Raw genomic sequence first — 12,893 nt, 5'->3', positions numbered from 1 at the left:
GCCTCAGACCAGCGCCCACACCAGCTGCAGGATCGACCACAGCGACACCACCCACACCAGGCTGCGCAGATAGGGCACGCCCGCCGCGTACAACGGCACGTAGGCCAGCCGCGCCCAGAAATACAGCTGCGCCGCCATTGCGGTATGCGCACTGCCCTTGCCCATCGCCACCACCGCCAGCGCCGCGGCGGCGAACATCGGGAAGGTCTCCAGGAAGTTGCGCAGCGCGCGCTCCAGGCGCCCGGCCACGCCGCCAGGCGGCGTCTGCGGCGCGTCGCGCGCGCCGGCATTCCATTTCAGGCCGCGCTGCGCGGTGACGAACGCGGAGGCCAGCAGCAGCTGCACGATCCCGAGCAGGATCGCCCAGGCCAGCATGCGGATTTCGATACTCATCAAGACCTCGGGGAATGACGGATGGGATGGCGCCACGCGCAGGCGTCAGTTCGGCGGGCCGACGTGGTAGCCGACCAGGCGCCAGGTCTTGTCCTCGTCCAGGCGCAGCGAGACCAGCTCGCGCACCGGCTGCGGCGCATTGGCGAAACGGCTGGGGAAACTGATGTTGACGTAGACCCCGGGCGGCACCTGCGAGCCGGCGGCGTACTGCACCCGCGCCACGCTGGCCACGCCGCGGCCGAGCAGCGCGCCGAGCCGGGCGCGGCCGGCCTCGACCTGGCGCACGAAGGCCTCGCGCGCGACCGCCTTCTTCGCCACCGCCGAGGCGCCGTCCCACAGCTCGCCGCTGCGTCCGGCGTCGACCAGCTGCGCGGCGCGCAGGCCGGCCTGCGCCATCTGCGCGTCCTGCTTGGACAGCGGCCCCGGCGCGGCAGGCTCCGCACGCTTGGACGCGGCAGGCTTGGCGGCAACGGGCTTGGGCGCCGCGGGCTGGGTCGCGGTGGGTTGGGCGGCGGCGGGCTGCGTCGGAGCGGGCTGGCTGGGTGCGGTCTGCGCCGCCGCGGCGAAGACGATCGCGCACAGCAGCGCGGGGAGCAGGCGGAACGACAGGGGCATCGGGGTGGGCATCGCTCAGGCGGCGCGGCAGCGGCAGGGGCCGCAGTCTACGCCGGCCCCGCGCGCTTGCGCAGCGGCGCTCACGGCTCCTCGCCCGGCGCGGCCGCGCTCACCGGCACCGCGTAGCGCTGCCGGTGCCAGGCGCGCCAGCTGGCCCACAAGGCCCAGGCGGTGCCGCCCAGCAGGCCGGCCAGGCTCAGCAGCGAGGCGACCCGCGCCAGGGTCTGCGCATGCGCGCCGCTGGCGAAGTGCAGCAGCAGTTCCGCGAGCAGGAAACCGCCCAGCACCAGCAACGCCGGCGGCAGGTACAGCCGCATCATCAGCTTGGTTCCGACCGCCATGCGCCTGCTCCCGAAGTGAATGGCGCGGACGCTAGCGCCGGCCGGGTGCCTGGGGCGTGAACGCGATTGGCCGGTGCAGGCCGGCGTTCAGGCGCCGGGCGAGGCCAGCGGCAAGGTGGCCACGTCGATTTCCGACAGCGGGCTCTCCGCCGGGCAGGCCTGGTCGGGGAAGCCGAAACGCTGCTTCAGCGCCTGGCCGCAGGCGGTCAGCGTTTCCAGGTCCACGCCCTTGGCCTTGCACTCGTGGTCGAACGCGATCAGGAACGCGTCCTTGCGCCGCACGAAGTCGTCGCCGCACTTGCGCAGCTGTTTGATCCGCTCCAGGTCGTCCTGCACCGCGTTGGTTCCGTCCAGCCCGTACTGCTTGAGCTCGTCGTTGCTGAGCAGGCGCAGGCTGCGGTTGGGCACGGTCATCATCAGGTCGGCCACCGCCACCGCCACGCCGTTGCGCTCCAGGTAGTCCTTGACGTTGCCGTAGACCTCCTGCAGCTCGCGGTTGAGTTCGGCGCGCGAGGTCGCGGTGGAGCTGATCCGCATCATGCGGTGGATGCCGACCTTGCCGGAGATCAGCCGGTTGTCGCCGGCGGCGAGCACGAACACGCAGGCGCTGTGGCAGACCGAGCCCTCGCGCACCCATATGGTCCAGCCGGACTCGCCGATCGCATCGCCGGCGCGGATTGCCGCCTCGACCTGGCCGCCGCTGGAATCCAGGTCCAGCACGCGCTTGCCGATGCCGGCGCGCTTGGCGACCTCGGCCAGGCGCCGCACCATCGCGGCGAAGCCGGCGTTGATCTTGCCTTCGTAGCGCACCCGCAACAGGCCGCGCTCGCGGCACGGCGCCAACGCCGCCTCGACCGTCGGCCGGTCCAGCCCGGCCAGGGCCTCGCCATCGCCGGCCTCGGCCGCGTAGTCGGTGTCGCAGCTGACGAAGGCCTCGCCGTTCTCCAGCGCGGCCTCGTCCCACAGGTCGGTGTCGGCGTCGTTGGCCGGTTTGGGCTTGGCGGCAGGCGCCGGCGCGGGCGGCGGTGGCGGCGTCCCCACCGAGACCATGTGCTCGCCGTCGCCGGGCGGGCCGTCGGCCACGGTCCTGCCGGCGGACGGCGCACCCTGCTGGCACGACAGCAGGCCAGCACAGCACAGCGACAGCCACCAGATTTTGGACGGAAGAGGCAAACGAGAAATCCGCAGCGAAGAGACGGCGCATCGGCGATGCGCGCCGCTAGTCTAGTGCCGATACGCAGTCGCTTCCCAACTGCGCCTAAACCGCCGGCACCGTGCCTGCGCCTGACGCGCCGGGGCCGCCGCATCCATGTCCGAAAACGGCGAGTCCGCGGCGCCGGCGCGGACTAGACTGGCGCCATGTCCCAGCCCACGCCCGACGACCACGCCCTCTACGACCGCGCCCGCCAGTCGCGCGACGCGCGTTTCGACGGGGTGTTCTTCACCGCCGTGCGCAGCACCGGCATCTACTGCCGGCCGGTGTGCCCGGCGCCGGCGCCCAAGCGCAGCAACGTGCGCTACTACCCCAGCGCCGCGGCCGCGGCCGCGGCCGGCTACCGCCCGTGCCTGCGCTGCCGGCCGGAACTGTCGCCGGAAGCGCAGCAGCACCTGGGCGAGGAATCGGTGCGGCGCGCGCTGGCGCTGATCGCCGAGGGCGCGCTGCAGGACGCCAGCGTCGAACAGCTCGCCGCCGAGGTCGGGCTCAGCGCGCGCCAGCTGCAGCGCGTGTTCGTCGGCCAGCTCGGCGCCACCCCGGCGGCGGTGCACGCGACGCGGCGCCTGCTGTTGGCCAAGCAATTGCTGACCGAGACCGCGCTGCCGATCACCCAGGTGGCGCTGGCGGCCGGCTTCAACAGTTTGCGCCGCTTCAACACCGCGTTCCTGGAAGGCTGCGGCATGCCGCCATCGGCGATCCGCAAGCAGCGTGCCGAGGTGCCGGGCGGCGACCTGACGCTGCGCCTGGGCTATCGCCCGCCGCTGGACTTCGCGGCCATGCTGGCGTTCCTGCGCAAGCGCGCGATCCCCGGCATCGAGCGCATCGGCGAGGCCAGCTACGAGCGCGTGCTCGGCCCGCTCGCGGCCTCGACCCGGATCCAGGTCGAGGCCGATCCGCAGCGCCACGAACTGCGCCTGCGCATCGCCGCGGCCGATCCGCGCGCGATCCCGGACATCGTGCGCCGGGTGCGCCGCATCTTCGACCTGGACGCCGACCTGCGCGCGGTGCACGCCACGCTGGGCGCCGAACCGCTGCTGGCGCGCGCGATCGCGCGACGCCCGGGGCTGCGCGTGCCCGGCGGCTGGGACGGCTTCGAGGTGGCGGTGCGCGCGGTGCTCGGACAGCAGGTCAGCGTGGCCGGCGCGGCGACCCTGGCCGCGCGCCTGGTCGAGCGCCACGGCGGGCATCGGCCCGGCCAGCCGTCCGGCCTGGACCGTGCGTTCCCGGCGCCGCCGCAGTTGCTGGACGCGCCGCTGGAAGCGATCGGCCTGCCGCGCTCGCGCGCCGCCACGATCCGCGCGCTGGCCGCGGCGGTGGTGGACGGACGCCTGCAGTTCCGCGCCGGCCAGCGCCTGTCCGAGTTCGTCGAGCGCGCCACCGCCCTGCCCGGCATCGGCGCCTGGACCGCGCAGTACATCGCGCTGCGCGCGCTCGGCCAGCCCGATGCGTTCCCGGCCGGCGACCTGGTCCTGCAACGCGTGCTCGGCGCCGACGGCGCGCGCCTGAGCGAACGCGCCACCGAAGCCCGCGCCCAGGCCTGGCGGCCATGGCGCGCCTATGCCGTGCTGCAGCTGTGGCACCTGGCCGGCGACCCACCCGAGGAGACCTCCCATGACTGAGCAACGCCTGTACTACGACGCCTTCGCCACGCCGATCGGCGAACTGACCGTGGCCGTCGGCGACGACGGCGTGCGCCACATCCTGTTCCCGGAGAACCGCTACGACGCGCGCGGCCGTGCCGACTGGATCCGCGATGCGGCGCCGGTGCGCGCGGCGCGCGAACAGCTGCTGGCCTATTTCGCCGGCGAGCGCGACCACTTCGCGCTGCCGCTGGCGCCGCGCGGCACCGCCTTCCAGTGCCTTGTCTGGCAGGCGCTGGCCGACATCCCGTTCGGCGCCACCTGGAGCTACGCGCAGCTGGCGCGGCATATCGGGCAGCCGCGCGCGGTGCGCGCGGTCGGCGCCGCCAACGGCCGCAATCCGCTGCCGATCGTGCTGCCCTGCCATCGCGTGATCGGCGCCAACGGCGCGCTGACCGGCTTCGGCGGCGGCCTGCCGACCAAGGCCGCGCTGCTGGCGCTGGAGCGGCGCGGCGCCGAGCCCGCGGACGGCGCGACGGCATCGCTGTTCGGCTGAGCGGCGGCGCGGTTTGCTGCCGCTTGCCGCTTGCCGCTGTAGGAGCGGCTTCAGCCGCGACAGGCAGTGTCAGTAAAGCCTGTCGCGGCTGAAGCCGCTCCTGCAAGAGCGCGGCGAAGTCATCGTCTCGCGCCGCATGGCGCAGCGTGACCGCGTCGCATCCGCCATCGTGCAGCCCATGCCACGCGATGTCTTCGCCAGGTCACCATGCGCGCCTTATCATGCGCGGATGACTTCAATCGCCCTACGCCTGGCAGGCGCCTGCGCGGCGCTGCTGCTCGGCGCCTGCGCCTCCATCCCCTCTTCTCCCACCACCGCGGCCGCTGCGCCGCACGCCACGCCCAGCCAGGCGCAGCGGCCGTTGCTGCTGCTGATCTCGATCGACGCCCTGCGCGCGGACATGCTCGATCGCGGCATCGCGCCAAACCTGAGCCGGCTGGCACGCGAAGGCGTACGTGCGCAATGGATGACGCCGTCGTATCCGTCGCTGACCTTCCCCAACCACTACACCCTCGTCACCGGGCTGCGTCCGGACCACCACGGCATCGTCCACAACAGCATGCGCGACCCGCTGCTGGGCACGTTCCGGGTCAGCGACCGCGACGCGGTCGGCGACGGCCGCTGGTGGGGCGGCGAACCGATCTGGGTCGGCGCCGAGAAGGCCGGCCTGTCCGCGGCGACCTGGGCCTGGCCGGGCAGCGAGGCGGCGATCCAGGGCGTGCGCCCGAGCCGCCGCCAGGCCTTCGACGAACACGTGGCGCCGAACGCGCGGGTCGACCAGGCGCTGGGCTGGCTCGACGATCGCAGCGCGCCGCCTCCGCAGCTGCTGACCCTGTACTTCGAGCAGGTCGACGAGGCCGGCCACGACTTCGGTCCGCAGTCGGCGCAGTACGCCCGCGCGGTCGAACAAGTGGATGCGGCGATCGGCCATCTGCTGGACGGGCTGGCCCGGCGCGGGCAGCTGGACCGCACCAACCTGATCGTCGTCTCCGACCACGGCATGGCGACGGTGCCGGCGCAGCAGGTGGTCATCGTCGAGGACATGGTGTCGATGCAGGAGGCCGAGGTGGTCAGCTACGGCCAGTCGGTCGGCATCGCGCCGCGGCCCGGGCAGGAGGCCAGGGTCGAAGCCAAGCTGCTCGGCGCGCATCCGCACTACGACTGCTGGCGCAAGGCCGAGCTGCCGGCGCGCTGGCACTACGGCAGCCATCCGCGCATCCCGCCGATCGTGTGCCAGATGCACGAAGGCTGGGACGCGCTGCCGGCCGAGCGTGCCGCGGAGAAGCCGAGCACCGGCCTGCGCGGCTCGCATGGCTACGACCCGGCGCTGCCGTCGATGCGCGCGGTGTTCATCGCGCGCGGCCCGGCGTTCCGCCAGGGCGCCACGTTGGCGCCGATCGACAACGTCGACGTGTATCCGCTGCTGACCCGGCTGCTCGGCATTCCCGCCGCGCGCAACGACGGCGACCCGCAGGCGCTGCTGCCGGCACTGCGCTAGGGACGCAGCCCCGCGCCAAGCCGTATCGGCAAGGTCTGTCGCGCGCGATGGCGCCAACCTCATCCGGCGTCGCGCGCCCATGCCGAGCGCACATCGCGTGCGCACGCGGTCGGCTGAGCGGCTTGCAGCGGCTGCGGCGCCGCATGCAATGCCGCGTCTGGCATGAATGCATGCGCCCGGCGTCGGTCCCACGCCGGACCGCGCATGCGACAATCGGCGCATGGAGTCGCCCGATCCCGCGCCACCGCAGCGCATGCGCCAGCGCCTGCGCCCGCTGCTCTCGCACGAGAGCTGGAAACAACGCGCGGTGCTGTGGGGCGGCGCGGTGGCGGTGGCGCTGGTCGCGATCGTGTTCGCCAAGGCCAGCGACGCGGCCTTCCACCTGTTCCAGCGCATCGTGGCGCATTCGCCGTGGTGGGCGCTGCTGCTCACGCCGAGCGTGTTCGCGCTGCTCGCCTGGCTGACCAACGGTGTACTGCGCCCCACCCGCGGCAGCGGCATCCCGCAGGTGATCGCCGCGCTGGAACGGCCCGACGACGCGTTCCGCCAGACCAACCTGTCGCTGCGCGTGTCCGCCGGCAAGCTGCTGCTGACCACGCTGGCCCTGCTCGGCGGCGCCTCGGTCGGGCGCGAAGGCCCGACCGTGCACGTCGGCGCCAGCCTGATGTACGTGCTCGGGCGCTGGTTCGGTTTCCGCGATCCGCGCCAGGCCTCGCATTTCCTGCTCGCCGGCGGCGCCGCCGGCATCGCCGCGGCGTTCAACACGCCGCTGGCCGGGGTGGTGTTCGCGATCGAGGAACTGAGCGGCCGTTTCGAGCACCGGTTCTCCGGCACGCTGCTGACCGCGGTGATCGTCGGCGGCGTGGTGTCGCTGGGCCTGCTCGGCAACTACACCTATTTCGGCAAGGTGTCGGCGGCACTGCCGCTGGGCCGGGCATGGCTGGCGATCGCGCTGTGCGGCGTGGTCGCCGGCCTGCTCGGCGGCGCGTTCAGCCGCATGGTGCTGGCCACCGTGGCCGGCAGGCCGCGCTGGCTGGGCGCGCTGCGCAGCCGCCATCCGGTGCTGCTGGCCGCGCTGTGCGGGCTGGTCCTGGTCGCGCTGGGCCTGGTGTTTGGCGCCGGCGCGTTCGGCACCGGCTACGAGCAGGCGCGCAGCCTGGTGCAGGGCCATGCCAGCGTCGGCCACGAGTTCGGGCTGATGAAGCTGCTGGCGAACCTGGCCTCGTACGTGGCCGGCATCCCCGGCGGGCTGTTCTCGCCGGCGCTGGCGGTCGGCGCCGGCGTCGGCCACAACCTGGCGGTGCTGATGCCGGACGTGGATCCGCGCACCTTCGTGCTGCTCGGCATGTGCGCCTATCTGACCGGGGTCACCCAGGCGCCGCTGACCTCGGCGGTGATCTCGCTGGAACTCACCGACAGCAGCGACATGCTGCTGCCGATCCTGGCCACGGTGCTGATCGCCCGCGGCGCCTCGGCGCTGGTGTGCCGCACGCCGATCTATCGCGGCCTGGCCGAACAATTGCTGGCGGCGCCGGCCGTCGCCGCGCCCGCACCCGAGCCGACGCCGCTGGCCGCCGACCTGGCCGGCGACAGCGGCGAGGACGATCCGCCGCGCTGAGCGCGCATGCCGCGGCGTGTGCGGCCGCGGCGCGTTTCCCCGCGGCAAAAAAAACGCGGCGCAAGCGCCGCGTTCTTGCGTACCGCCGGAGCCGAGGCTCAGCCGGCCTTGGCGACCGTCTTCTTGGCCACGGCCTTCTTCGCCGCCGGGGTCTTGACCACCGACTTCTTGGCGACCGGCGACGCGGCGCCCACGGCCACCTTGCTCACGCTGTGCGAGCGCGAATTGCCGTAGCTGGCGTTGTAGCGCTTGCCCTTGGCGGTCTTGCGGTCACCCTTACCCATGCTCATCGACTCCTGAATGTGTGTGCGAAATCCCCGCGCGGTGCACGGGTTTGGCGAGGCAACGCGGTCGGCGCCCTCGCGCAAGGGCGGCAAGCCTATCACGTGCGCTCAGTGGGCGCAGCTGGCGTCGTGCACGTGGCCATGGTTGAGCCGCAGGTTGAGCAGGTGCGCGAGCCCGACCAGGGTGCCGCCGAAGGTCATGATCGCCGCGTGCGGGGCCACCGCGTGGTGCAGCGCCGGCACCAGCATGCCGGCCCACAGCGACAGCAGGCCCAGCAGCAGCAGCCCCAGCGCCTGCCAGGCGCGGTGCCGGCGGTAGCCGAGGACCAGGCTGAACAGGCCCAGGCAGGTCACGAACAGCACCAGCGTGCGCTCCACCCCGTCGCCCAGCCACACCGACAGGCCCAGCGAGGGCAGCACGGCCAGCGCCAGCGGCAGCAGCGCGCAATGCACCGCGCACAGCAGCGAACCGGTGGCGCCGAGGCGGTCGAGCAGTGCGCGCAGATCGGAGGTGGGCGACATGACTTCCAGCACAGTGGTGATTGCGTTATAGAATAATATAACATTACCCGGCCGGCGACCAGGGGGTCGCCACGCCCCCCATGCCATGCCTGCCGCCGCCTCCGCGCGGCGAACGCGAGCGCCCACGCTCGCCTGGCGGCGCCTTTTCCCTCCTATTCGGTATGCCTATGTCCCCCTCCCGCTCCCGTTCACTCCGTCGCACCGCCCTGTCCCTGGCATTGGGCGGCCTGCTCAGTCCGGTCCTGGCCCTGGCCGCCGACGCGCCCGCCGCCGAAGACGGCACCCCGCCGGCCAGCGACAGCCGCCACGGCGACGGCCGCAAGCAGGACCGGCACGTGAAGGACATGGATGCGGTGGTGGTCACCGCCAGCCCGCTGCGCGACGCCGCCGGCGACCTGAGCCAACCGGTGGAAGTGCTGGCCGGCGAGCGCCTGGACGAGAACCGCGGCGCCAGCATCGGCGAGACCGTGGCCAGCCTGCCCGGCGTGCAGAGCTCCAACTTCGGCCCCGGCGTGGGCCGGCCGATCATCCGCGGCCTGGACGGCCCGCGTGTGGCGGTGCTCAGCGACGGCCTGTCCACCCAGGACGTGTCCACCGTCAGCCAGGACCATTCGCCGGCGGTGGAGTCGTTCCTGGCCGACCAGATCGAAGTGCTGAAGGGCCCGTCCACGCTGCTGTACGGCTCCGGCGCGATCGGCGGCGTGGTCAACGTGGTCGACGGGCGCATCGCCGAGACCCCGGTGGACGGCGTGCACGGCCGCGCCGAAGTGCGCTTCGACGGCGGCGACAAGGACGGCAAAACCGACATGTTCCGGGTCGATGCCGGCAATGGCAGCGGCCTGTCGATCCACGCCGACGGCGTGTACCGCAACCAGAAGGACTACGACACGCCGCAGGGGCGCCAGGCCAATTCCTTCCTCGATTCCAAGGTCGGCTCGGTCGGCGCCTCGCTGGCCGGCGACTGGGGCTTCGTCGGCGTGTCGGCGTCGCGCTTCCGCGACAACTACGGCAACCCGGGCGAACCCGGCGACCTGGCGGCCGGCGAGCGCGGCGTGTCGCTGCGCCTGCACCAGGACCGTTACGAGCTCAAGGGCGGTCTGACCGATCCGTGGGGCGACGGCAGCGCGCTGCGCTACAGCTTCGGCCATACCGCCTATACCCACACCGAGTTCGAGGGCGAGGAAGTGGGCACGGTGTTCGACAAGCGCGCCAACGAAGGCCGCGTCGAAGCCTCCTTCAGCGTCGGCGGCGGCTGGCAGACCGCGTTCGGCCTGCAGGGCAGCGACAGCACCTTCCAGGCGATCGGCGAGGAAGCGTTCGTGCCGAAGACCGACACCCGCTCGCTGGGCGTGTTCGCGGTGGCGCGCAACACCTGGGAGCGGGTCAGCGCCGAGTTCGGCGCGCGCGTGGACAAGGTCAAGTACGAGACCGACACCGGCGTGGACCGCGACTTCACCCCGAAGAGTCTCTCGCTCAGCGGCGGCTTCCGCTTCAACGAACAGTGGCGCCTGACCGCCAACCTCGACCACGCCGAGCGCGCGCCAGCCGAGGAGGAACTGTTCGCCGACGGCCCGCACATCGCCACCCTCGCCTACGAGATCGGCAATGCCGACCTCAAGACCGAGAAGGCCAACCAGGCCGAGCTGGGGTTGAACTTCAAGAACGACTGGGTGGATGCCAAGGTGTCGGCGTACTACAACCGCTACGACGACTTCATCTACATCGTCGATACCGGCGCGCAATGGTTCCACGAGGAGGACAACGATTTCCTGCCGATCCGCCAGTGGACCCTGGCCGACGCGATCTTCCACGGCTTCGAGGGCGAGGCCACCTTCCACCTGGCCGACAACGACAGCGGCGCCTGGGACCTGCGCGTGTTCGGCGACACGGTGCGCGCGCGGCTGAAGGACGGCGGCAACCTGCCGCGCATCGCGCCGGCGCGCTACGGCGCGCAGCTGCGCTGGGATGCGAGCAACTGGCGCGCATCGCTCGGCGCGACCCGCTACCAGAAGCAGGACAAGGTGGCGGTCAACGAGACCCCGACCGACGGCTACACCATGGTCGATGCGCACCTGGCCTACCACGTCGATGCCGGCGCCACCGCGTGGGAAGTATTCCTGGACGGCAACAACCTGACCGACCAGGACGCGCGCGTGCACACCTCGTTCCTGAAGGACGACGTGATGCTTCCCGGCCGCAACGCCTCGTTCGGCGTGCGCCTGTTCTTCTGACGCGGTTCTCCCTCCCACCCGCGCCGGAAGCGAGGCCGCCCCAGGGCGGCCTCTTTTTTTGTCCCCGCCATGATGGTGCGGCGCTCCCCAAAAGGCGCCGTGCGCGGCGCGTCCGCTCAGAAAACGAAAGCGGCGCGCGGCCAACGCCGCGGCGCTCGGTAGCGCGCGCTCGCAGATTGTCCGATGCCCAGTTCCACTGTCGTCGCGCAGATGCGCAGGCCGCACCGGAACCACTCCGGCCGGCAACGCCGCGGTGTGCGGGCTTCCGTGCCAGACGCGATGCCGGCCAAAGCAGCGGCCGTGGTCATTTCGGTTTTCGGCCCCGCGCGTTGGCCTTGGCCGGCACCGTCTTTCCATGCTCATTCCACCAGGCGGCGAGCGCCTGCATCGTGGGGCCAAGGCCTCGCGCCTTGTCGGTCATCGCGTACTCCACGCGCGGCGGAACCTCCGCATAGACGGTGCGCGAGATCAGGCCGTCCAGTTCCAGCTCGCGCAACTGCGAGGTCAGCATGTGCTGGGTGATGCCGGGGATCGACTTGCGCAATTCCCCGAAGCGATAGACCCGCTGATTGAGCAGCCACATGATCTCCAGCTTCCATTTGCCCGAGAGCATCGAGAACGCACGGCGCATCTCATCCTGCATGGTGAAACCACCTTTCGTTTTCATTGGTCTGATTTTCCATACCGAGTGTCGATAATTCATCCTACTTGTGCGGATTCATCAAGCGCGTAAATTCTTATACATGCTCTTTGCCGCAGCGCAAACGAGCGAACGAGCGGAATGAAAATCGACAAAAGGCCTTGCCCATGCGCGAGGCGACCGGAAACAGCCATGACCCCAACCACTATCTATTGGATCAGCACGGCGCTATTGTCGCTGCTCTATCTGAGCTCCGCGTTTCTATACGCGAGCAAAGCAGCATGGGTCCGCCGGATCCTTGCCGAGCTGCATTATCCCGCCGCCTATCTGGTGCCGTTCATGATCGTGGTGAAGCTGCTCGCGCCGCTCGCGATCCTGTCGCGTTTCAGCGTGCCGCTGAGCGACCTGGCCTATGCCGGCATCTTCTTCCACCTGCTGCTGTCCGGATCTGCGCACCTTGGCGTGCGCAAGCCGAAGGGCGCGCTGCCGGCCGCCGTCGGCCTGGCCCTGCTGGCCGCGTCCTTCACCATGCAGAACGCCGCGCGCGACGTGCCCTCGCCATATGCCGCGACCGCCGCGATCCACCACACAGCCCCCCGCTGAACGGAGCGACGAAATGGCACGACTGAATGGAAAGATCGCGCTCGTCACCGGCGCCACGCGCGGGATCGGCCGCGCCACCGCCAGGCTGTTGGCGGCCGAAGGCGCCAAGGTGGCCGTGCTGTCGCGCACCGCGGCCAATGTCGACGCCGTCGTGGCCGAGATCGAGACCGCCGGCGGCACCGCGATCGGCATCGTCGCCGACATCGGCGACGCGCAACAGATCAAGGCGGCGGTGGACAGGACCGTGGAAGCGTTCGGCGGGCTCGACATCCTGGTCAACAACGCCTTCGACCCGTCGGCGCCGTTCTCTTCCGTCATCGAACTCTCGGCGCAGCAGTTGCAGCGCAACTTCGACACGGGCCCGATCGCCTATCTACGGACCATGCAAGCCGCCTATCCGTACCTGAAGGCCAGCGGCGAGGGCCGCGTCATCAACTTCGGCTCCTCGGCCGGCGTGGTCGGCCTGGCCGGCTATGCGCCCTACAACATGGCCAAGGAGGCAGTCCGCGCCCTGACCCGCACCGCTGCGCGCGAATGGGGCGGCGACCGGATCACCGTGAACAACGTCCTGCCCGTGGCCGAGACCTGGGGTCCGGAACACGACGTGCCGCCGCCGACCAATGCGCTGGGCCGCTTCGGGCAAGCGGAGCCGGATATCGCTCCCGTCGTGCTGTTCCTCGCGACAGCGGATTCGCAGTTCATCACAGGATCGAGCCTGACCCCTGATGGCGGGCTCATCATCGACAGCGCTCGCTGAGACGCTGCGGCGCCGCACCGCTGCGGCCATATCGCCCTG

Annotated in this window: 14 protein-coding genes; 7 read left to right on the top strand and 7 right to left on the bottom strand. The window is 71.4% G+C overall.

Features of this window, described 5'->3' with window-relative positions; translation table 11 throughout:
* Positions 1-3: 3 nt before the first annotated feature.
* The 4 genes from AB3X10_RS08040 to AB3X10_RS08025 all read right to left on the bottom strand — a co-directional run bounded on the left by AB3X10_RS08040 (position 4) and on the right by AB3X10_RS08025 (position 2,531).
* Positions 4-393: an MAPEG family protein gene (locus AB3X10_RS08040; protein WP_369980568.1), complete on the bottom strand. Its 390-nt coding sequence runs from the start codon at positions 391-393 to the stop codon at positions 4-6.
* Positions 394-438: 45 nt separating this feature from the next.
* A complete protein-coding gene (locus AB3X10_RS08035) occupies positions 439-1,008 on the bottom strand; it encodes a DUF4019 domain-containing protein (RefSeq protein WP_369980567.1) in 570 nt (189 codons plus the stop codon).
* An 80-nt stretch (positions 1,009-1,088) separates the two neighbouring features.
* On the bottom strand, positions 1,089-1,349 hold the full coding sequence (locus AB3X10_RS08030; RefSeq protein ID WP_369980565.1) for a hypothetical protein: 261 nt from the start codon (positions 1,347-1,349) through the stop codon (positions 1,089-1,091).
* Between the two features lie 87 nt (positions 1,350-1,436).
* A complete protein-coding gene (locus AB3X10_RS08025; protein ID WP_369981724.1) occupies positions 1,437-2,531 on the bottom strand; it encodes a hypothetical protein in 1,095 nt (364 codons plus the stop codon).
* A gap of 177 nt (positions 2,532-2,708) precedes the next feature.
* Here AB3X10_RS08025 and AB3X10_RS08020 point away from each other — a divergent pair, with 177 nt between their 5' ends.
* From AB3X10_RS08020 to AB3X10_RS08005, 4 genes are all read left to right on the top strand, one after another.
* Positions 2,709-4,184 (top strand): AlkA N-terminal domain-containing protein, encoded by a 1,476-nt coding sequence (locus AB3X10_RS08020; RefSeq protein WP_369980563.1) that lies wholly within the window; start codon positions 2,709-2,711, stop codon positions 4,182-4,184.
* Complete coding sequence (locus AB3X10_RS08015) at positions 4,177-4,701, top strand: methylated-DNA--[protein]-cysteine S-methyltransferase (RefSeq protein ID WP_369980561.1); 525 nt, start codon at positions 4,177-4,179, stop codon at positions 4,699-4,701. Before AB3X10_RS08020 ends, AB3X10_RS08015 begins: the two co-directional genes overlap by 8 nt.
* Positions 4,702-4,930: 229 nt before the next feature.
* Positions 4,931-6,199, top strand: a complete 1,269-nt coding sequence (locus tag AB3X10_RS08010) for an ectonucleotide pyrophosphatase/phosphodiesterase (protein WP_369980559.1) — start codon at positions 4,931-4,933, stop codon at positions 6,197-6,199.
* A gap of 220 nt (positions 6,200-6,419) precedes the next feature.
* Positions 6,420-7,817, top strand: a complete 1,398-nt coding sequence (locus AB3X10_RS08005; RefSeq protein ID WP_369980558.1) for a chloride channel protein — start codon at positions 6,420-6,422, stop codon at positions 7,815-7,817.
* A gap of 98 nt (positions 7,818-7,915) precedes the next feature.
* Here AB3X10_RS08005 and AB3X10_RS08000 read toward each other — a convergent pair whose 3' ends face one another.
* Both AB3X10_RS08000 and AB3X10_RS07995 read right to left on the bottom strand, forming a co-directional pair.
* On the bottom strand, positions 7,916-8,101 hold the full coding sequence (locus AB3X10_RS08000) for a 30S ribosomal protein THX (RefSeq protein ID WP_185815867.1): 186 nt from the start codon (positions 8,099-8,101) through the stop codon (positions 7,916-7,918).
* A 108-nt stretch (positions 8,102-8,209) separates the two neighbouring features.
* Positions 8,210-8,623 (bottom strand): MerC domain-containing protein, encoded by a 414-nt coding sequence (locus tag AB3X10_RS07995; protein WP_145707752.1) that lies wholly within the window; start codon positions 8,621-8,623, stop codon positions 8,210-8,212.
* Positions 8,624-8,790: 167 nt separating this feature from the next.
* Here AB3X10_RS07995 and AB3X10_RS07990 point away from each other — a divergent pair, with 167 nt between their 5' ends.
* On the top strand, positions 8,791-10,854 hold the full coding sequence (locus tag AB3X10_RS07990; RefSeq protein WP_369980557.1) for a TonB-dependent receptor: 2,064 nt from the start codon (positions 8,791-8,793) through the stop codon (positions 10,852-10,854).
* A gap of 304 nt (positions 10,855-11,158) precedes the next feature.
* Here the strand turns inward: AB3X10_RS07990 and AB3X10_RS07985 are convergent, their stop codons facing one another.
* The gene (locus AB3X10_RS07985) at positions 11,159-11,521 is read right to left on the bottom strand and encodes a winged helix-turn-helix transcriptional regulator (protein WP_369980555.1); all 363 of its coding nucleotides are present in this window, start codon (positions 11,519-11,521) and stop codon (positions 11,159-11,161) included.
* 165 nt (positions 11,522-11,686) lie between these two features.
* On the opposite strand from AB3X10_RS07985, the gene AB3X10_RS07980 reads away from it, so the two are divergent.
* Both AB3X10_RS07980 and AB3X10_RS07975 read left to right on the top strand, forming a co-directional pair.
* Entirely contained in the window at positions 11,687-12,097 is a 411-nt protein-coding gene (locus tag AB3X10_RS07980; protein ID WP_369980553.1) for a DoxX family protein, read from the top strand.
* Positions 12,057-12,854 carry an SDR family NAD(P)-dependent oxidoreductase gene (locus tag AB3X10_RS07975; protein WP_369980551.1) on the top strand — a complete coding sequence of 266 codons (798 nt, stop codon included), beginning with the start codon at positions 12,057-12,059 and terminating at the stop codon, positions 12,852-12,854. The genes AB3X10_RS07980 and AB3X10_RS07975 overlap by 41 nt, the downstream gene beginning before the upstream one ends.
* Positions 12,855-12,893: the final 39 nt, after the last annotated feature.

Source organism: Xanthomonas sp. DAR 80977 (genome assembly GCF_041240605.1).
GTDB classification, from domain to species: domain Bacteria; phylum Pseudomonadota; class Gammaproteobacteria; order Xanthomonadales; family Xanthomonadaceae; genus Xanthomonas_A; species Xanthomonas_A bundabergensis.
Note: the sequence above shows the minus strand (reverse complement) of the source record. Positions and strands in the feature narration are given on the sequence as shown.

Excerpts from the sequence above, each read along its gene's own strand:
- AB3X10_RS07975 (WP_369980551.1), top strand. The coding sequence starts at position 12,057 with ATGCCGCGACCGCCGCGATCCACCACACAGCCCCCCGCTGAACGGAGC.
- AB3X10_RS08040 (WP_369980568.1), bottom strand. The coding sequence starts at position 393 with ATGAGTATCGAAATCCGCATGCTGGCCTGGGCGATCCTGCTCGGGATC.
- AB3X10_RS08015 (WP_369980561.1), top strand. The coding sequence starts at position 4,177 with ATGACTGAGCAACGCCTGTACTACGACGCCTTCGCCACGCCGATCGGC.
- AB3X10_RS08020 (WP_369980563.1), top strand. The coding sequence starts at position 2,709 with ATGTCCCAGCCCACGCCCGACGACCACGCCCTCTACGACCGCGCCCGC.
- AB3X10_RS07995 (WP_145707752.1), bottom strand. The coding sequence starts at position 8,623 with ATGTCGCCCACCTCCGATCTGCGCGCACTGCTCGACCGCCTCGGCGCC.
- AB3X10_RS08030 (WP_369980565.1), bottom strand. The coding sequence starts at position 1,349 with ATGGCGGTCGGAACCAAGCTGATGATGCGGCTGTACCTGCCGCCGGCG.
- AB3X10_RS08035 (WP_369980567.1), bottom strand. The coding sequence starts at position 1,008 with ATGCCCCTGTCGTTCCGCCTGCTCCCCGCGCTGCTGTGCGCGATCGTC.
- AB3X10_RS08010 (WP_369980559.1), top strand. The coding sequence starts at position 4,931 with ATGACTTCAATCGCCCTACGCCTGGCAGGCGCCTGCGCGGCGCTGCTG.
- AB3X10_RS07985 (WP_369980555.1), bottom strand. The coding sequence starts at position 11,521 with ATGAAAACGAAAGGTGGTTTCACCATGCAGGATGAGATGCGCCGTGCG.
- AB3X10_RS07990 (WP_369980557.1), top strand. The coding sequence starts at position 8,791 with ATGTCCCCCTCCCGCTCCCGTTCACTCCGTCGCACCGCCCTGTCCCTG.
- AB3X10_RS07980 (WP_369980553.1), top strand. The coding sequence starts at position 11,687 with ATGACCCCAACCACTATCTATTGGATCAGCACGGCGCTATTGTCGCTG.
- AB3X10_RS08005 (WP_369980558.1), top strand. The coding sequence starts at position 6,420 with ATGGAGTCGCCCGATCCCGCGCCACCGCAGCGCATGCGCCAGCGCCTG.
- AB3X10_RS08000 (WP_185815867.1), bottom strand. The coding sequence starts at position 8,101 with ATGGGTAAGGGTGACCGCAAGACCGCCAAGGGCAAGCGCTACAACGCC.